This window comes from Bacillus cereus group sp. N31 (assembly GCF_016483245.1).
In the GTDB taxonomy this organism is placed as follows: Bacteria; Bacillota; Bacilli; order Bacillales; family Bacillaceae_G; genus Bacillus_A; species Bacillus_A toyonensis.
The window spans coordinates 15,588-35,058 of the sequence record NZ_JAEHCH010000013.1 but is presented as its reverse complement, the minus strand read 5'-3'; the positions used below and the strand labels follow the sequence as shown (position 1 = coordinate 35,058).

The following is a 19,471-nucleotide window of genomic DNA, read 5'->3' as shown; positions in this document are numbered from 1 at the left end:
AAACAGAAAAAATGAAATTTAGATTATCATATCGTAACTGTGAATGGGAAGATGCTGTATCATTCTCTTGGTACAAATAATACGTTGAAACCAGGGGAAGTATCTGGTCCGACTCGTTAACGTAAGAAAGACTATCTCTTGTAATTGAGATAGTCTTTTTGCGGTCAGAAGCGTGTCTGCTTTAATGTCGCTTGTACATACGGATCATTTACTATTTGTTCGACTAGCGGTAGCATTGCTTGTTCGAATGGAATATCGATAGGAAATGGCTTTTGTGAGCCTGGTTTTATCCCGTATTGTACAATTTTGTAATGTATATTTCCTTCATGGCCGAGCACAATTAATTTATAGCGATTGTCATCGCCGGCGAGTGAAAAATCAATGGAAGTAGCATCATATGTTACTTCGTCTTTATATATATAAGGTTTTGGTGTACCAATCCAGTCTACTTTTGCTTGTACATTCATGATAATAGCCTCCTCATAGCTATTATAAATAAATAAAAGCCAGCTCTCAACAAAGAGAACCGGCTGTAATTTAGCAGTCATTGGTTATTTTAAAATTTTCACTTTAACAGTTTTGCGTCCCCATTTTTGGGCAGCGCTATCTGATCCAAGTAGAATGTCGATACGGTTACCTTTAATTGCACCGCCAGTATCTCCAGCGATAGCTTCTCCATAACCTTCAACCCATACTTTAGATCCTAATGGGATTACTTTCGGGTCAACAGCGATCATTTTCATGTTTGGATTCGCAGTTAAATCATGACCCATTGCAGTTAATACACGGCCGCCATATGTGCCACCGTTTTCGCTCGGGTGAGCTGTATATGCTGTAGCTACAACTGTTAACTCACGACCACCAGAAGGTTCGCTAGTTTCAGCAGCTTTCACAGCAGGCTTAGCAGCTGGTTTTGCTTGTGCTACAGGTGCTTGAGCTTTAGCTGGTGCTGCAGCTTTAGCAGGAGCTGGTGTTTCTTGTTTCTCAATAACAGGTGCTGTACCTGTTAAGAAAGGAACATGAACATAAGCTGTTTTCCCGTTATATTCAAATTGTAACCACTCATTTTGTATTTGGTTTGTTGTTTCGATCATATCGTCCTTCTTCAACGTTCCAAGAATTTCTGAGTTTGTGTTCGCTTCAGCACGTACGTTTAATACGTTAGCTGTTACGTAGTAGATGCTTTTTGTGAACTCTGCACTTACGAATGCGTCTTTACCATCTAAAGTGATTTTTGACCATCCGTTCTCTGTATTTAGAACATCTATTTTATTACCGTTTAGTAATTTACCGACAACTTTTGATTCAGTAGTAGGGTTTTCGCGTACGTTTAGTACGTCTGTTGTTACAACAGTTTCTGCATTGGCAGATGATGTGAAAATCCCAAGACCAAAAACTGCTGCTGTTGCTATACCAATTAATTTTTTCATGATAGCCTCCATTGCGTTTGTTTTCGTGTCCTCATTATAGCAACAGATTTTTTCGGATTTGGGGAAAACACACAATTACAAACCATTCGTAATCAGTCGTTAACATCCTGTAATATAACAAAAAATATAGGAAAGCGTTTTTCATTCTATATGATTAGTAGGTTTCTAGTTATATTCAAAATATTTAATACAACATATTTTTTTCGCCGTAAATAAAAATATTACGAGAGTATTACAAAAGGTTTACTATACAGTTACATTCCTTGAGTATTTTACCGTTTTATGGGTAATATAGTTATATAAACATAAACATTTCGTTTGTGAAGCTATAAACATGTGCTATATACTAGTAAAAAAACCGCATAATTGTTACAAGAAGAAAAGGTTGCAAGGAAGGAATTTGCCCTTTTTTACATATGTAACACATCCTTTTTTGGGAAAATACATTCCCATCCGCATTTTTCTCGCACAATTTGGCAGCAGTATTTCTACCTTGTAGCTCTTGCAGAGTGAAAAGGTTATACGGAAGGTAAGGCTGTCTATAAGAATTCTAATTGGTGAAGGTGAAAGTAAGAGATTTGAAAGAAAATCACCGCAAAAATTATAGTTTTCTATCCGATTTAACATATCGGAATTTATGTTATTTACAAAAGTGAAACCTACGAAGGGGGATTTGATGAGGAAACTGACAAAGACATTCATCGTTTCATTAACATTATGTATTGTATTTACAATTTGGGGGGTTATTCCCGAATCTATTATTGGACAAGGTAGCCTAGGAAATGTAACAACTGCAATTCAAACTGCACTAGTTAGTAAGTTTGGATGGTTTTATATTATTTCTGTTTCTATCGTTTTAGGTGTGTCCATCTTTTTAATTGTCTCGAAATACGGTTCTATTCGTTTAGGTAAAGATGATGACGAACCTGATTATAGTTATATGACATGGTTTGCTATGTTATTTAGTGCTGGTATGGGTATCGGTTTAGTTTTCTGGGGTGTTGCGGAACCATTAAACCATTTATACGCACCTCCGTTTGGAGATGGTGCAACTGAGGAAAGTGCGCGTCTTGCACTGCGCTTTTCATTTTTCCATTGGGGATTACATCCTTGGGGACTATATGCGTTTGTAGCGTTATGTATTGCGTACTTCACTTTTAGAAAAGGAAAAGCAAGTACGATTAGTGCGACAGTAGGTCCGTTATTTAAGGGCGGGGAACATGGGCGTATTGCTCATTCATTTGATGTGTTAGCTGTGTTCGCGACTGTGTTTGGTGTTGCGACATCATTAGGTCTTGGGGCAAAACAAATTGCAGGTGGTGTTAGCTATTTAACATCTATCCCTAATTCATTAACGACACAGTTAGTTATTATCGCAATCGTAACAGTTCTTTTCATGTTATCTGCGCAAACCGGTCTTGATAAAGGAATTAAATATTTAAGTAATACGAACATTATTTTGGCATTTGCACTTATGATAATTGTATTATTTGCAGGTCCAACAAACTTTATTATGAATTACTTCACTTCAACGATTGGTTCTTACATTCAGGAATTGCCAGGCATGAGTTTTCGTTTAAGTCCATTGGATGAAGGCGGAAATCAATGGATCCAGTCTTGGACAATTTTCTATTGGGCATGGTGGATTGCATGGTCACCATTCGTAGGTACATTTATTGCTCGTGTGTCACGAGGGCGTACGATTCGTGAGTTTGTTATTGGTGTGTTACTTGTTCCGACCGTAATTGGTGCACTTTGGTTCTCTGTTTTCGGCGGGACTGGTATTCATATGGAGCTGTTTGGTGATGCGCATATCTTCGACAAAGTGAAAGAGATGGGAACAGAAGTAGGATTATTCGCTATGTTCGATCAGATGGGTAGCTTTGGATCAGCTTTATCAGTTTTAGGTATTCTACTTATTGCAACATTCTTTATTACATCAGCAGATTCTGCGACGTTTGTTTTAGGAATGTTAACGACGCATGGTAGTTTAAATCCACCGAACCGCATTAAAATGGTTTGGGGGATCGTTCTAGCCGCGATAGCTTCTACCTTATTATATGTTGGCGGATTAGAAGCATTGCAAACGGCAGCTATTATTGCGGCATTCCCATTCGTCTTTGTTATTTTCTTTATGATGGCAGCATTATTTAAAGAATTGCAAAAAGAAGGACGTATGAAGCAACATAAATAATAGAAGGAAAAGGGCTGATTTCATATCAGCTCTTTTTTATCCCTCTATTTGTGGCAGTAAGACACCCACCTCAAAATTCAGCAAAAGCAAAGAAGTTAAGTGGGGGATGAACAAAGCCCCACTGATTAAAGTTTCATTTTATATAGAAGAGATTTTAAATACAAATCAGGGAAATAAAATACTGTACTATATAAGTAGTATGCCTTTTATACGAAGAAAAAATGATAATTTTCGACAACATTCGATATTTTATGAATTCTATTCATATTTTTGTCAAAAATATGTCGGAAATGTGTTGTCACTTTTATGTATATGTGCTATATTATTTCCTGTAAGCGATTTCAAATAGTTTTAAAGCGCATTCAAGGGGGACATCTAGAATAATGAAACGTTACGAAAGAAAGTGGAAGCATATTTGTTTGAAACGTGTGGCACATCGAAATGTGCAAGAAAGCACGGAACCTAAGACTGAAACGCGCAAAGATCAGCAAGAGAAGCAATTGGTTCTACAAAAATAGCAATCACTTTTTCGTATATAAATGAAGGTCGATCGTTCGTTGGGGGATGGACGTGAAATTACTTTCAGCTAAGGGGTATTGTCTGATATATAATTTATACGGCAATAAATAAGCACAGAGCATACGGCGCTCTGTGCTTATTTTTATTATTTATCTTTTTTGAATCGAACGGTTTTATCCCAGCCGATGACTTGTTTCTTGCTCTTTGCACGTAAGTATAAGATTAGACTACGAATAAATAAATACGTGAAGAGCTGTGCGTACGTAAAGTACATGATGACGCTGATAAAAATATTCGTCGGTGTAAAGGTTCGTTCGACGCTCTGGGCACTAAATAATTGCGAAACATATGTAATATATGCAACATACCACATAAATAGTAACGGAATACTATATTGAATCTGGAATATCCCGAGTAGTCCAATGACAAACCAAACGTTTGAAATGATTAAAAATAGCCAAAATACGACATACACTAACACTTGCTGTAAGGAATGGACAAGAAGTTTCCCTTTAAAGAAACTTAATGAAGAAAACATCTTTTCTAAAATATAGAGGTTTCCTTGGAGCCAACGTGTACGTTGTTTAATTAGAATTTTTAAATGCTCAGGTTCTTGTTCCCATGTAATCGATTCTGGAACGATTGGTAAGAGATAGCCTTTTTGTGTAATTCGTAATGTTAATTCAGCGTCTTCTGCAATTGCATAAGGATCATAGCCACCAAGCTCTTCTAAGGCAGAGCGACGAAGAAGCATGTTTGTTCCTGTTAGTGAACCTGTTTGGAATAGTAACCAGCGTCCAGATTGCATAAGGAGCTGGAAGATTTGAAACTCTAGTGAAATCATTCGTGTCAGCCAGTTTCTGTTTTCATTGACTGTACGAACGTGTCCAACAGCCCCGACAGCATCTTTGGTTGTTTCAGCATGTTCGACAAGCATTCGCAGAGCATGTGGTTCAGGTTGATTGTCTGCATCGTAAACGCAGAAATATTCACCATCCGAAATACTAAGCCCATAGTTTAATACACGTGATTTTCCTTTTGGTTCACCAGGCGGGACACGAATGTGACGGATATGAGCATAAGCTTTGTCAAAGTCATCACCAATTTCAGGTGTTTCATCCTGAGAATTATCGTTTAATAAATAAACAGTTAGTTTGCCTGGATATTCAATCTTTGCCATCGCCTCTAATGTATCTTTAATAACGACCCCTTCATTATGGGCGGGTATTAAAATATCAACGCTCGGATAATGTTCTAGCGTACGATCTTTTCGTTTACTATTTCGGTGAATTAAGCCTGCGAGTGTTAAGAAAGAATAATAAACGAGTAAACCAGAGAATAGAAAGGCTGTAAAAATAAGTACGTATTTAATTGAAAATGCGATGCTAATCCAAAAAACGAGTACACAGAATAAAAGAAATAAAAGGAGTATAACAAGCGTCATCATAATAATGTCGGTCCTTTACTTCCGATTTGCTCTCGCGAAATTTTTATATCTTGAATTGCTTCAGCAGCAAGCCATTGCCCCATTTTTGGCTGTAGGCGGTTCATTACAATGTTAGCACCGGCTTCATTTGTGTTTTGTAGTAAAATAACCAGTGTATTGCTATCGTATTCAGCAGCAAGGTCAAAGTCATTTCTTACCGTTTCAACTAATAATGAAGCTACACGGTCCATGACGCTTTCTTTCGTGTATTTACTAAAGGAAGCAAAATCGAAGTAAATGATAATACCTGATTCATTGCGACGATTCATTGCAGTTATTAATAATGCTTGTCTTCTTTCGAATTCTTGTCTCGTTAATAATTTTGATTCTCCAATGTATTGTTCTAGCGTTCTCACACGTTCAGTTAATTCTTTATTCTCATGAATAACTTTCTTTAATAGATGTGTTGAGATATAAACAATGAAGAAGTTTGCTACCATCAGGAAGTGAGTAATAATGTACTCCCATTGATCTGATGTACTCCATAAGTAAAGCCACGCTTGATAGAATAAATAGAATACCGAAATAATGGTTCCCAATATGAAGAAAACAAATGCGGTTTTATCAGGCAAAAATAGAAATAGTACATTAACGATTACATATATAATTGTAAAAATGAGAGCATGCTCATAATGCGTCACATGTACAGTTGTAAAATAAAATAAAATTTGTAAAATCCACATAGAGAAGACTTTATAGAAATTATTTTTCACAAACGTTCCTCCTTAAAGGTAATTCAGGCAAGGATACTTGTAGTATGCGCAATTAATAAGGATTAGACCATGTAACTGCAATTCTTTTTTAATAGAACAAAATGAAGTAGTATCTCCCTTGCACAAGAAAAAATAAACAGACTTACTAATTATTGTATCATAATGTTTTTATATTTCATCATAAAGTATTTTGTATATATAAAAATACATTTATATATACAAAAAAACCTCCTCTATGGAAAGAGGAGATTTGATATAAATTTATAGGAACATCATACCTGCAACTGCTGCGTTTAAGAAGTTCGCTAGTGTACCAGCGATAACTGCTTTAATCCCTAATTGTGCAATTTGTTTACGGCGAGTAGGAGCTAACGTTCCAGTTACACCTAATTGAATTGCAATAGAAGAGAAGTTTGCGAATCCACAGATTGCGAATGTTAAAATCAGATTTGTTTTTGCAGAGAAATCTGCCATATGTGGTCCTAAGTTTGCGTATGCAACGAATTCGTTGATTGCAAGTTTTTGACCGATAAAGCTTGCTGCTTGTATAGCTTCACCTGGAGAAACCCCGATTAAGATTGCAAATGGTGATAATAAGTAACCGAAGATTAAATCTAGGCTAAGTTTAATATCGAACCAAGAACCAACCCATCCTAATAATCCATTTAATAAAGCGATTAATGCGATGAAAGCCATTAACATTGCTGCTACGTTAATAACAAGTTGCATACCTTCAGATGCACCACGTGCAGCTGCATCAATAACGTTTGCGTCTTCACGTTCTGTAGAAAGCTCAACGTTATTATCTACTTCTTCTGTTTCTGGCATAATTAGTTTTGCAATTAATAAACTTGATGGAGCTGCCATAATTGCTGCTGCTAATAAGTGTTCTAGCGGAATTCCCATCGCTGCATAGCCGACAAGAACTGACCCGGCAACAGCCGTCATACCACTTACCATAATAGTGAAGAACTCACTATTTGTTAAGCGTGCTAAGTAAGGTTTGATTAAGATTGGTGCCTCAGTTTGTCCTAAAAATACAGTTGTGACTGAGTTTAAACTTTCTGCTTTAGAAGTTCCAAGAAGTTTACTTAATGCACCACCAACGACACTAACAAATTTCTGCATAATACCGAAATGATATAAGATTGCTACTAATGAACTAATAAATACAATTGGAAGTAGTGCTTGAATAAAGAAGACAAATCCCCAAGGGCCTTTTGCGTTGACTAAATCCCCAGCAACGAACTTAATTCCCTCGTAAGAAAAATTAATTAATCCTTGAACACCATCAGCAGCGTGTTTTAAACCTGCTTTACCAGCATCCCAGCGTAATACGATAAATGAAAATGACATTTGTAATGCTAGTGCGATTAAAATTGTGCGCCAATTAATAGCTTTGCGGTTGGAAGATAGTAAAAAAGCAATTGCTAATACTCCAATCACGCCGCCAATTCCCCATAAAAGATTCATGCAGTGTATGCTCCTTCCTCATAGTAAAAAAGTGTATAAACCAGTTGTCTATACTTTTGCGAATATAACATCTTAAGTAACTTATCATAATGGACATCGGAGGTCAAACGTCTAACGAAAAGTTTAAATAAAAAGAAAATTCTTCAAAAAAACACATATAAAATGAATTGACATGAAATAGGTTATGTTTTTTGTGGAAATATATTCATTGTGATAACGTTTTGAATGATTTTTATAGAATATAGTGTATGAAATAGGAGAAGGTATGCATTATTTTTGTGTGGAGAGAGAACGAAAGGGGATTACTATATTGAGTTCTTTAAAAAAGAGCCTTCTAGTAATCTAGAAGGCTCTGAAACTATAACTTAAGGTGCTTTCGTATAACCTAAGAAGTGGCTCTTCCAATAAGAGTTACTTAATGAAGCAATTGCTACACCTTTATCTCCAGATTGGATAAATGATCCGCCCCCAAGGTAAATTCCCATATGAGAAGGACCTGCTTTATAAGTGTTTTGGAAATAAATTAAGTCGCCTGGTTGTGGACTTGAAGTTTTCGGTAAGCTGCTCCAATATCCTGCAACACTTTGACGGCTAATGTTATGACCAAATTTCTTAAATACGTGGTAGATGTAACCACTGCAGTCAACACCGTTAGCAGAAGTACCGCCCCAAACGTATGGTACACCTTGCATAGATTTCGCGTATGCAAGTAGAGAAGAAGTGTCACCGCTGTTGTTGCCTGTATTGTTGTTGTTGTTGTTGTTTTGATTGTTGTTATTTTGATTATTATTGTTGTTGTTAGGCTTATCTACTGCACCACCAACTGGTGTTTTAGATAGGAAACGTGTTCCGATATAACCATTTTGGCCATTATAGTTAATTTTACTCCATCCAGAGTTTTCAGAGATTACTTGCACCTTCTGTCCTTGTGAAAGTGCCCCTATGATTCTATAATTTGTACCTTCGCCACTACGTACATTTAGTGCAGAAGCATTAATGTAGTAGTCACCAATTGCACCTTGGTTAGGTTTTTCAGGTTGTTTTGGTTGTTCAGGAGTAGCAGTGCCACCTTTAACAAATTTTACAAACTCGCTACTCACAAAACCAGTTTTTCCTTGGTAATTAACTTTAAACCAGCTACCTTCAGATCCAACTACGTTTAATGTTGTACCATTTAACACGCCGCCAATTACACTATGGTAAGCAGCAGGGCCTGTACGAACACGTAGAGACGTTGCGTTAACAACGTAAGTACCACCAGTTTGAACAGTTACGTTATTGTTTTGATTGTTGCCTTGTGAACCGTTTTCGTTAGAACCGCCCTTTGTTACGTAGTCTTTACTTATGTAGGCAGCTTGTCCTGCATAATTGATTTTGAACCAATCTTGAACTTCGCCAACAACTTGTACTACTTGTCCTTTTGTAATAGAAGCTATAGTTGTGTGAGAAGTGCTAGGGCCTGTACGAACACGAAGGGAAGATACATTTACTGTATAGTTTCCGCTTGCTGGTTGTACAGTTTGTTGATTCGTATCGTTTGTAGCTCCTGTATTTGCAGAAACACCTGATACGAATTGGCCACTAACGTATCCAGTTTGTCCATTGTGGTTGATTTTCACCCAACCATTTTCTTGACCAATTACGTTTAATGTTTGTCCTTCATACACACGTCCTGAAACAGAACTAGAAGTGTTAGGAGCTGTACGTACACGTAATACATCGGCAGTAACTTTATTCTTTCCACCTGTTGTACTTACATTAGAATTACTTGCTCCATTTTTTGATACAAATTCGCCACTGACAAAGCCAGTTTTTCCATTATGGTTAATTTTGAACCAACCATTTTCTTCGCCAATCACGTCTAATGATTGACCGTTATAAACACGAGAGATGATATCGTGAGAAGTGCTTGATCCTGCACGAACATGTAATACACTAGTATTTACCGTGTAAGATGAAGTGTTAGATGCAGAAGCTTGTACAGTTTGTGTAGCAGCTTTTTGTGTATTTTGTTCCGGGGCAGCTTGCACGCTATCAAGTGTAGGGGCTGCTCCTCCTGCTACAGACACTGCCGCAAGACCGGCAAGGTATTTTTTCATAGTTTGTCGATTCCTTTCTGTCTGTAATGTAGTGAAGAAAAATTTACCAACTATTAAAAATTCTAAAAGGCATGTCGACTACTGTCAAGACTTATGCGGGAAACTGAATGTGACAAAAAGATTACAAGAAAAAAATCAAGGCATGAATTTCTACCTTGATTTTGATTTAAATACATATATTAACATTAGAGGGGATGGTAATTATTCGTATTTAAGAAGATGGTGTGTTCGATTTTAAAAGGCTTTGAGAAAATGATTTTTGTATTGTTTTTGTAATGGGGCCAACTTGACCATCTTGAATCGCAGCTCCATCAAGGTGAGTCATCGGTAAGATTTCAATCGTCGTGCCTGTAAAGAAACATTCATCGGCTTGGTAAACGTCACGAATGCTAAAAAGTTCTTCTTGTACAGGAATGTGAAGAGTATTAGCTAAAGAAAGGACATACTGACGAATAATTCCGTTTAAAATAAGATGATTGGCTGGATGTGTGTAGAGTGTTCCATTTTTAATTAAAAAGAAGTTGGAACGGCTACCTTCAGTTACAATACCATTTCGTACGAGAAGGGCTTCTTTACAACCTTTGCGTTCAGCTTTCGTAGCAGCTAATACATTTGGTAGTAAATTTAATGATTTAATATCACAGCGAAGCCAGCGAGTATCTGGTTCTGATATAGCACGTACACCATATTCAATCCATAAAGCCGGTCTTTCCTTTTTTGTGATATAGGCATAGATTGTCGGGGGAATGTCATATGAGAATGCATGAGTACGAGCTTGTACACCGCGAGATACTTGCAAATAAATGGTTCCATCTTCGTAGAAATTATTACTTTCAATGAGTTTGTAAAGTAAGGTGATGAGCTCTGCTTTTGAGAAAGGGAGCGATAATTCTATTTCTTCTAGGGAGCGATATAGTCTTGTTATGTGCGGATCTAATAAGTGAAAGTTTCCGTTGTAGAGCCGAATTACCTCGTAGACACCATCTCCAAATTGCAAGCCTCTTTCTTCTAGTTCTATGTATGTTTTTTGTTTGGTTGTATCAATAACTGCATCATTCCAAAGTACAAATCTTTCATATGCCAATTTCCATCCCATCCTTTCGTAAGTACTGAAGTAAGGTGAAACTTTGATTAATCGAGCTTATACGGTTAGACCACCCATATGATTTTTGAATCCGGCCAAATTTTGAAGTGGGATTCCTATTGCTAGTTAACGCGGCATAAAATCGCTATAGTAATTTTTATGTTAGCAATACTCTACATATGACGTATATGTATTTGTAAATAATAGGGAAGTAATAGAGATTTATAGCATTTTGTATATACAAATTCGAAAATAAGAAATAATAATCCTGCCTATAAATAAAAAAAAGCAACATTCATATGGAATGCTGCAAAAGGAGGGTAGCTATCTTTCATAGGGATATCATCTTATTGAAGGTTTTGTACATGAGAACAAAACACTTTAAAAGACAATTAAAAGAAAGTAGAAAACAAACGGTTCGCATATTTCTTTAAGGGATCTTATTGAAGATGAGAGATAAGAAATATGTAGAACCTCGTTTACATATTTTATTATAGAGATGTTTCGTTAATGTGGTGTGAATATTTGGTAAAGGTTATGTAATTTTAAAGTTAATGAATAGGAGAAGAAGGATAGCGGAAAATAAAAAAGAGGCTGAGATTACTCAGCGCTCTTCTTTTCTTCTTTAATAGCTGTTTTTACTTCACCAGTTTTAATCTTGTTACTTTCAGAGAAGCGAAGTAAGTCACCTTCAATGAGTTTGTCTGACATGTTCAATTCATTTTGGGCACGATCAATGAGTGGTTGAGATTCTTCTTTCGGTAATTGTACAACTTCGCCAGTAGCACGGTCGTAGAATGTACTGTTCGTGTACATGTACTTATCTGTAATGAAGCTACCGTCACGAAGAACAACGAATCCTTTATTATCAGGTGAGAATACGTCATGGCCAAATTGAATTTGATTCGTAGAATCTACACCAAGTAAGTTTAGAATAGTTGGTTTAATATCAATTTCACCAGTTGGTTTTGAAATTGTTTTACCTTCTTTTTGACCTGGAACGTGAATAAACATCGGTGTTTTTTGTAAGTTCATATGGTCAAATGCAGTAATTTCTTCTTTTCCTAAGAACTGTGCCATTGCACGGTTATGGTTTTCAGAAATACCATAGTGATCACCGTAGAATACGATCACAGAGTTGTCGTAAATGCCTTCTGCTTTTAGACGCTCAATAAAATGTTTCATTGCTTCGTCTAAATAGCGAGCAGTTACCATGTAACGGTCAAACACGCCATCACCAGAATTATATTCATCGATTAATTTCGTGTTGTCATCATAAGTGAATGGGTAATGGTTCGTTAAAGTAAGGAAGCGAGTATAGAATGGTTGCTTCACTTCTTTTAACATATCGATAGATTGATCAAAGTATTCGATATCTTTTAATCCCCAATTTAATTTTGTTTCTGGCGTAATCTTGTAGTCAAGCTCGTTGTAGTAACGATCATAACCAAGTGCCGGATACATAATGTTACGGTTCCAGAATGTTGCGTTGTTTGCGTGGAATACCGATGTGTGGTACCCTTGCTGACGTAAAATTTCTGGAGTTGCTGTGTATTCGTTGTTACCGTGTGTGAAGAATACAGCACCACGGTCTAGTGGATATAAAGAAGTATCTACTAAGAATTCAGCATCAGATGTTTTACCTTGCCCCGTTTGATGGAAGAAGTTATCAAAGTAATAACTTTCTTTCGTAAATTGGTTTAAGAATGGTGTAACTTCTTGTCCGTTAACTGTTGCGCCAATTAAGAATGTTTGTAATGACTCAAGAGAGACAACAATTACGTTTTTTCCTTTTGCAGTACCGAACATATTTGGATCTGGTTTACTTTGTGTTGTTTTCACATAGTTTTCTGTTTCTTGTAATTTACTACCGTCTGCAAATGCCTTTTGTGAACTTGACTTCGCTTGTAAGCCAAGATCGTATGCTTGGTGTACATATAATCCTAAGTTTTTAACAAGCATAACGCGGTCGAATGAACGTGTTAATAGTTCTGGACGTTCAGCTTCTGCAAACCCTAGGTTTACGAAGAAAATAGCAACTGTTGACACGAAGTATAGAGAACGCATCGGACGTGCTACACGCTCTGTCGGTGCAAAGTTTTTCTTCTTCTTTAATAAGATGAAGAATACGATAATATCCGCAAATGCAAGGATAATTTTGTAGTTAAATAATTCTTTTACACTAGAACCTAAGCTTCCAAAGTTAGAAGTTTGCCCTAGTACTGGTAAAGTAACGAAGTCGTTGTAGAATCCGTAGAACATTACGTTACCAACAAGAATGAACGTTAAAACAAAATTAATTCCAAGTGCTATATAGTTACGTTTTTTTCCTTTTGCAAATAATGCAAGTCCCACAAACAGTAATGATGCTGCTAATGGACTAATGAATAAAATGAATTCTTGCATGAAAGATTCAAGTTTTAAATCAAAGCTTGTGCGTGTAATAATGTAGGTTTTCAGCCATACGGCTAAAGCTACGAATAAAGTGAAACGCACATTTTGAAATTGTGATTTCAAGGTTTCTTTCATTCATTTCCACCCTTTCTCTATCAGGCTTGGTCGATTTTGGAGCGAAAAATGTTAAAATAAAAAATACATAGTTTCTTTTGCCATAATTAGAGCTTCTATATTCACCCATATACGACTTTAACTATGCATACCCTTTTTTGGTTTCTTTTGCTGCTCATAAGTATAACGTCATTTCTGTATTATACAACAAAATTCATTTCTGAGAAACACTATAACATTTTACATTTTTTGTATGTGTTTTGTCACTACCAGAGAAAACTTTATCATTCGTTTATATGTCCGTCAACTAGAAAATATAACAAAGATAGAGAAGAATGTTAAGTGAAAGTGAAAATTTTCATGGTTGAGAAATAAGAAATGGAAATATGTAATGGTTTGTCTAGAAAACTATTATATGAAGGAAAGGATATGAAAATTAACGAACACTTGTTCTTTTTAAGTTTGTTTGTTAAAATAAAAATTCATTGATAGATTATGTGTAATTTTGATGAACTTTTACTGGTAATATATTGTAGCTTATTTCTTTTAAAAAATAGGGGGGCTTTTACATGAAACAAAAATTTTCAGTTGAAGCGTTTTGGAAAAAAGTAAAGCATGTTGCAAAGCAAGCCGGACAGTCGGTCATTTATGCCAGTTTATTACTGTTTTACGTTTTGCAAAGACCTGATGTTCCAAAGCGGGTGAAAATTATTGTAATTGGAGCACTTGCTTATTTTATTGCACCGATTGATGCCATCCCAGATTTCATTGCTGGAGTTGGTTATACGGACGATTTAGGGGCATTAACGGCCGCACTAATACAGGCGTCGTTATATGTCAATGAAGATGTGAAAGATAAGGCACGAGTGAAGTTGGCAGAATGGTTTGGTTCGGATATAGACACATCATTTATCGATCAGAAATTAGATCAATAGGTGAGAACTGTCATAGAGTGACAGGGCGAACGTAAGCGAGGAAGTGCATTATGCCATCAGGAAAAACGCATACGAAAATAAACTTAATATCCCTTCCGGTTGTTTTGTTTCTGCTCTTTTCGTATGGATTAACAAATTTTGATTTTTTATTAACTTTTGCAATTGGCTTTTTAGTAGGTACTTCATTTTTAACACCTGATTTAGATACGTACAGTAATGCGTATAATAAATGGGGATTCCTGCGTATATTTTGGTATCCGTATAAGAAGGTAATGCCACATCGTTCCTTTCTTACACATACGATTATACTTGGTGATGTAATTCGTATTGCATACATGTTAATCGTATTTTCTCCGTTTTTATTTCTATTAAATGTAATAGCACTGGACGGGAACTTAATAGAAATTGCGAAAAAACATGAGGTGGAAATTAAAACGTTCCTAATGGGAATTGTTGTGGCGAGCACGCTTCACATTATAGCGGATAAAACGAATACGCGCCGAAAGAAAATGATGAGAAAAAAGAAGAAACGAAGAAGATAAAGTGAAACTTTAATCGGTAGGGGCATCCCCCGCTAATTATTAGCTTACACTAATCGGGAAAAGGACACTTGCAATTTGCAAGTGTCCTTTTTTAAACAAACGTTTGTTTAAAATTAAGCTTTCAGCACTTTAATTCCTTTTACAATGTTCCAGATGAAGTAGTATAAGCTGATGATTCCGCAAATAGCTAAGACAATCATTGCTCCAATTCCAAGTGTTACATCTGGTTGGTCCGATCCGATGCCCATAATTCCTAAAATGGCTACGCCGATAAATGTAGCGATACTTGGAATGATATGTGTCCATAGAGCACGTTTTGCATGTGGCTTTGTTTCAGCATCCCCCACAATCCAAACGATGATTGGGAATAAGATAGGGGCAAATAGTACACTAAAGTATGATAAAGCAGCTAGTATTTTGTTTCCATTCATATATATCACCTCATAAATAATTTCCGTTGTTATACTATTATTATGCAGTAATTTTTACAAGCTTACTATCGATGAACATTACAAGAACGTGACGATTTTGTAAGATTTTTTCTTTAAATAATAAAATTTTCAAAAAAATCTTTTTTTATGGAAAATGCTGTGATAAAGTATAAATGGGATTAGATGAAAACGTTTTCTTGAACGTTTTTTATTTTTAGACTTAAAGGTATGATGACCTGATAGTCTATTGATGAGGTTATTCTATTTAAAAGGGGATTCTTTAGGGGGAGAGAACAATGAACACATGGACACAAGTTTATGATCCGTTCGGTAACATTTGGATTTCGGCAGCAGTCGCACTTATTCCAATCATCTTTTTTTTCTTAGCTTTAGCAGTTTTCCGCATGAAGGGGTATGTGGCAGGGTTTATTACAGTTGTACTTACAATTTTAGTAGCGTTATTCGCTTATAAAATGCCGTTTGCGATGGCGATGGCAGCAACCGGATACGGTTTTTTATACGGACTATGGCCAATTGCTTGGATTATCATTATGTCGGTATTTTTGTATAAAATTTCCGTAAAAACAGGTCAATTCGATGTCATTCGTGCATCTGTATTATCTATTACAAACGATCACCGTTTACTCGTTATTCTAATTGGTTTTTCATTCGGAGCATTTTTAGAAGGGGCTGCGGGATTCGGTGCACCAGTAGCAATCACGGCAGCGCTTCTAGCAGGTCTCGGATTAAATCCTTTATATGCGGCTGGTCTTTGTTTAATCGCAAATACTGCACCGGTAGCATTCGGAGCGATGGGAATTCCGATTACAGTTGCTGGACAAGTAACGGGTATTGATCCACATAAAATCGGACAAATGGCTGGACATCAGTTACCGTTTCTATCATTATTTGTTCCGTTCTTCATCGTATTTTTAATGGATGGGTTTAAAGGGGTAAAACAAACGTGGCCTGCGTTACTTGTAGCAGGTAGTTCATTTGCAATTACACAGTTTATTACAGCAACGTTTCTAGGGCCAGAGCTTCCGGATATTACGTCAGCACTTGTAAGTTTAGTGAGTTTAGCGCTGTTCTTAAAAGTTTGGCAGCCGAAAGAAATCTATCAATCTAAACAAGCAAATAGTGAAGTAGCGGCAACAACGACGACATCTATGCCAAAACTCACAATAGGAAAAGTAGTGAAAGCATGGTCTCCGTTCATTATTTTAACGGTTATGGTAGTTGTTTGGAGCCAAAGCTTCTTTAAATCTTTATTTGCTCCAGGAGGCGCTTTAGAAAGTCTTGTATTTAAGTTTGAAGTTCCAGGCTTACACAATTTAGTAATGAAAGCAGAGCCGATAGTAAATAAACCAACGCCTTATGAAGCAATTTTGAAATTAGATGTTTTATCAGCGACTGGAACGGCAATTTTAATTGCTTGTATTATTTCTATCTTTATTTTGAAAATGAGTGCAAAAGATGCAGTAGCGACATTTAAAGAAACGTTAAACGAACTTAAGATGCCAATTCTATCTATCGGATTCGTATTAGGATTCGCATTTATCGCAAACTATTCTGGTCTATCTTCTACATTAGCGCTAGCGCTAGCAGGAACTGGCGGACTATTCCCGTTCTTCTCACCATTCCTAGGTTGGATTGGTGTATTCTTAACAGGATCCGATACGTCAGCGAACGCACTGTTCTCGAATTTACAAGCAATAACGGCGCAGCAAGTTGGCGTATCTGAAGTACTTCTCGTTGCGGCAAATACAACAGGTGGTGTAACAGGTAAGATGATTTCTCCGCAATCGATTGCAATTGCTTGTGCTGCAGTTGGACTTGCCGGAAAAGAGTCGGATTTGTTCCGTTTTACAGTTAAGCATAGTTTGTTCTTCGTTATTATTGTTGGGATTATGACGTATGTTCAGGCTTATTATTTAACTTGGATGATTCCGTAAGCGGAAAATAAATAACCTTTGCATTTTTCAGATTATCGTGTATGATGGGAAAGTATTGAAAATTAAATCAGTGATAAACTAGGGGTGCCTAACGTATGCGTAGGCTGAGAGAGAAGCGTGTGAACTTCTTAACCCTTTGGACCTGATCTGGCTCGTACCAGCGTAGGGAAGTTAACGGCTTTACATAATGATGTCTTTTATGAGCCAGGTCCTTATTTTTTTATGGACCTGGCTTTTTTTATTTTGGCATGCGCTGGCCATATCTCGTCCTTGTCACGAACAGGGGAGGCAACAAAGGTTATGAAACAATCTGTTTCAGCTGAGCAAATTGAATTGAAATCGAGTTTACCAGGGAGTAAGAAAGTATATGTGGATGGACCACGCGCAGGTATGAAAGTGCCGATGCGTGAGATTGCACAAAGCGAAACGAACGGCGTCCCAAATCCGCCCATCCGTGTGTATGATACGAGCGGTCCTTATACGGATCCGGCCTATAAAGTGGAGCTGGAAAAGGGGATTCCAACGCCGCGTCATTCTTGGATCATGGAGCGCGGGGATGTAGAGGCATACGAAGGGCGTGAAGTAAAACCAGAGGATGACGGTGTGAAAGTGGCTTCGAAACATACACCTGTTTTCCCGCAAATGGATCGTAAGCCGCTTAGAGCGAAGGAAGGTGCAAATGTTACGCAAATGCACTATGCGCGTAATGGCATTATTACGTCTGAAATGGAGTATGTTGCGATTCGTGAAGGAGTGGAGCCTGAGTTTGTTCGTAAGGAAATTGCAGAAGGTCGTGCGATTTTACCATCGAATATTAACCATCCGGAAGCAGAACCGATGATTATCGGACGTAACTTTCATGTGAAGGTAAATGCAAATATCGGAAACTCTGCTGTATCTTCTTCTATTGCAGAAGAAGTAGAGAAGATGACATGGGCAACGCGCTGGGGTGCAGATACGATTATGGATTTATCTACAGGTAAAAATATTCATACGACGCGTGAATGGATTATTCGTAATGCTCCTGTACCGGTTGGAACTGTACCTATTTATCAAGCACTTGAGAAAGTAAACGGAATTGCAGAAGATCTAACGTGGGAAGTGTACCGTGATACGTTAATTGAGCAAGCGGAGCAAGGCGTTGATTACTTTACGATTCACGCTGGTGTATTACTTCGTTACATTCCAATTACTGCAAAACGTACGACAGGTATCGTTTCACGCGGTGGTTCGATTATGGCACAGTGGTGTTTATTCCATCATAAAGAAAACTTCCTATATACTCATTTTGAAGAGATTTGTGAAATTATGAAGCAGTACGATGTTTCGTTCTCGCTTGGAGATGGATTACGTCCAGGTTCGATTGCAGATGCAAATGACGAAGCGCAGTTCTCGGAGCTTGAAACGCTTGGTGAATTGACGAAAATCGCTTGGAAACATGATGTGCAAGTTATGATTGAAGGACCTGGACATGTACCGATGCACTTAATTAAAGAAAATATGGAGAAAGAACTTGATATTTGTCAGGGCGCGCCATTTTATACACTTGGGCCGCTAACGACAGATATTGCACCAGGATATGACCATATTACATCCGCAATTGGAGCAGCAATGATCGGCTGGTTTGGAACGGCGATGCTTTGTTATGTAACGCCGAAAGAACATTTAGGTTTACCAAATAAAGACGATGTTCGAGAAGGGGTTATTACGTATAAAATCGCTGCGCATGCAGCGGATCTTGCGAAAGGGCATAAAACGGCTCATCAGCGTGATGACGCACTTTCAAAAGCACGTTTTGAATTCCGCTGGCGCGATCAATTTAATTTGTCTTTAGATCCTGAACGTGCGATGGAGTATCACGATGAAACGTTACCAGCAGAAGGAGCGAAAACAGCTCATTTTTGTTCAATGTGTGGACCGAAGTTTTGTAGTATGAGAATTTCACATGATATTCGTGAATATGCGAAAGAAAATGATTTAGAAACGACAGAAGCAATTGAAAAAGGAATGAAAGAGAAGGCGAAAGAATTTAAAGATACTGGTAGTCATTTATACCAATAACACGTTACACCTCTTTACTTGATTGATCACACTGTAGTACC

15 protein-coding genes and 1 riboswitch are annotated in these 19,471 nt (G+C 37.2%); of the genes, 6 read left to right on the top strand and 9 right to left on the bottom strand.

The window, feature by feature from the left end:
* Positions 1-164 precede the first annotated feature (164 nt).
* Positions 165-467, bottom strand: a complete 303-nt coding sequence (locus JDS81_RS16715; RefSeq protein WP_001102519.1) for a DUF3910 family protein — start codon at positions 465-467, stop codon at positions 165-167.
* Positions 468-551: 84 nt separating this feature from the next.
* On the bottom strand, positions 552-1,430 hold the full coding sequence (locus tag JDS81_RS16710; protein ID WP_097955099.1) for a cell wall-binding protein EntA: 879 nt from the start codon (positions 1,428-1,430) through the stop codon (positions 552-554).
* A 676-nt stretch (positions 1,431-2,106) separates the two neighbouring features.
* Between JDS81_RS16710 and opuD the strand changes: the two genes are divergently transcribed.
* Both opuD and JDS81_RS30750 read left to right on the top strand, forming a co-directional pair.
* Positions 2,107-3,624, top strand: coding sequence for a glycine betaine transporter OpuD (opuD, locus tag JDS81_RS16705; RefSeq protein WP_097955100.1), 1,518 nt, complete (start codon positions 2,107-2,109; stop codon positions 3,622-3,624).
* Between the two features lie 383 nt (positions 3,625-4,007).
* A complete protein-coding gene (locus tag JDS81_RS30750; RefSeq protein ID WP_000833064.1) occupies positions 4,008-4,142 on the top strand; it encodes a hypothetical protein in 135 nt (44 codons plus the stop codon).
* Positions 4,143-4,288: 146 nt separating this feature from the next.
* On the opposite strand, the gene JDS81_RS16700 is transcribed toward JDS81_RS30750, so the two are convergent.
* The 6 genes from JDS81_RS16700 to JDS81_RS16675 form a co-directional block, all read right to left on the bottom strand.
* Complete coding sequence (locus JDS81_RS16700) at positions 4,289-5,590, bottom strand: glycosyltransferase family 2 protein (protein WP_000988737.1); 1,302 nt, start codon at positions 5,588-5,590, stop codon at positions 4,289-4,291.
* Complete coding sequence (locus JDS81_RS16695) at positions 5,587-6,342, bottom strand: diguanylate cyclase domain-containing protein (RefSeq protein WP_000794326.1); 756 nt, start codon at positions 6,340-6,342, stop codon at positions 5,587-5,589. The genes JDS81_RS16700 and JDS81_RS16695 overlap by 4 nt, the downstream gene beginning before the upstream one ends.
* 261 nt (positions 6,343-6,603) lie before the next feature.
* A complete protein-coding gene (locus JDS81_RS16690) occupies positions 6,604-7,815 on the bottom strand; it encodes a NupC/NupG family nucleoside CNT transporter (RefSeq protein ID WP_001051016.1) in 1,212 nt (403 codons plus the stop codon).
* A 365-nt stretch (positions 7,816-8,180) separates the two neighbouring features.
* Positions 8,181-9,914: a C40 family peptidase gene (locus JDS81_RS16685; RefSeq protein ID WP_199688600.1), complete on the bottom strand. Its 1,734-nt coding sequence runs from the start codon at positions 9,912-9,914 to the stop codon at positions 8,181-8,183.
* 211 nt (positions 9,915-10,125) lie between these two features.
* The gene (locus tag JDS81_RS16680; protein ID WP_097955103.1) at positions 10,126-11,010 is read right to left on the bottom strand and encodes a D-amino-acid transaminase; all 885 of its coding nucleotides are present in this window, start codon (positions 11,008-11,010) and stop codon (positions 10,126-10,128) included.
* A gap of 588 nt (positions 11,011-11,598) precedes the next feature.
* Positions 11,599-13,527 (bottom strand): LTA synthase family protein, encoded by a 1,929-nt coding sequence (locus JDS81_RS16675; protein WP_000665340.1) that lies wholly within the window; start codon positions 13,525-13,527, stop codon positions 11,599-11,601.
* 548 nt (positions 13,528-14,075) lie between these two features.
* Between JDS81_RS16675 and JDS81_RS16670 the strand changes: the two genes are divergently transcribed.
* Positions 14,076-14,441 (top strand): YkvA family protein, encoded by a 366-nt coding sequence (locus JDS81_RS16670; protein WP_000810376.1) that lies wholly within the window; start codon positions 14,076-14,078, stop codon positions 14,439-14,441.
* A 50-nt stretch (positions 14,442-14,491) separates the two neighbouring features.
* Entirely contained in the window at positions 14,492-14,983 is a 492-nt protein-coding gene (locus tag JDS81_RS16665) for a metal-binding protein (RefSeq protein ID WP_001139015.1), read from the top strand.
* Positions 14,984-15,096: 113 nt separating this feature from the next.
* On the opposite strand, the gene JDS81_RS16660 is transcribed toward JDS81_RS16665, so the two are convergent.
* The gene (locus JDS81_RS16660; protein WP_001014094.1) at positions 15,097-15,414 is read right to left on the bottom strand and encodes a magnetosome magnetite crystal formation protein family; all 318 of its coding nucleotides are present in this window, start codon (positions 15,412-15,414) and stop codon (positions 15,097-15,099) included.
* A 296-nt stretch (positions 15,415-15,710) separates the two neighbouring features.
* Between JDS81_RS16660 and lldP the strand changes: the two genes are divergently transcribed.
* Entirely contained in the window at positions 15,711-17,369 is a 1,659-nt protein-coding gene (gene lldP / locus JDS81_RS16655) for an L-lactate permease (RefSeq protein ID WP_097859280.1), read from the top strand.
* A gap of 70 nt (positions 17,370-17,439) precedes the next feature.
* Positions 17,440-17,555: riboswitch (TPP riboswitch) on the top strand.
* Positions 17,556-17,669: 114 nt separating this feature from the next.
* Entirely contained in the window at positions 17,670-19,430 is a 1,761-nt protein-coding gene (gene thiC, locus JDS81_RS16650) for a phosphomethylpyrimidine synthase ThiC (protein WP_097955105.1), read from the top strand.
* Positions 19,431-19,471: the final 41 nt, after the last annotated feature.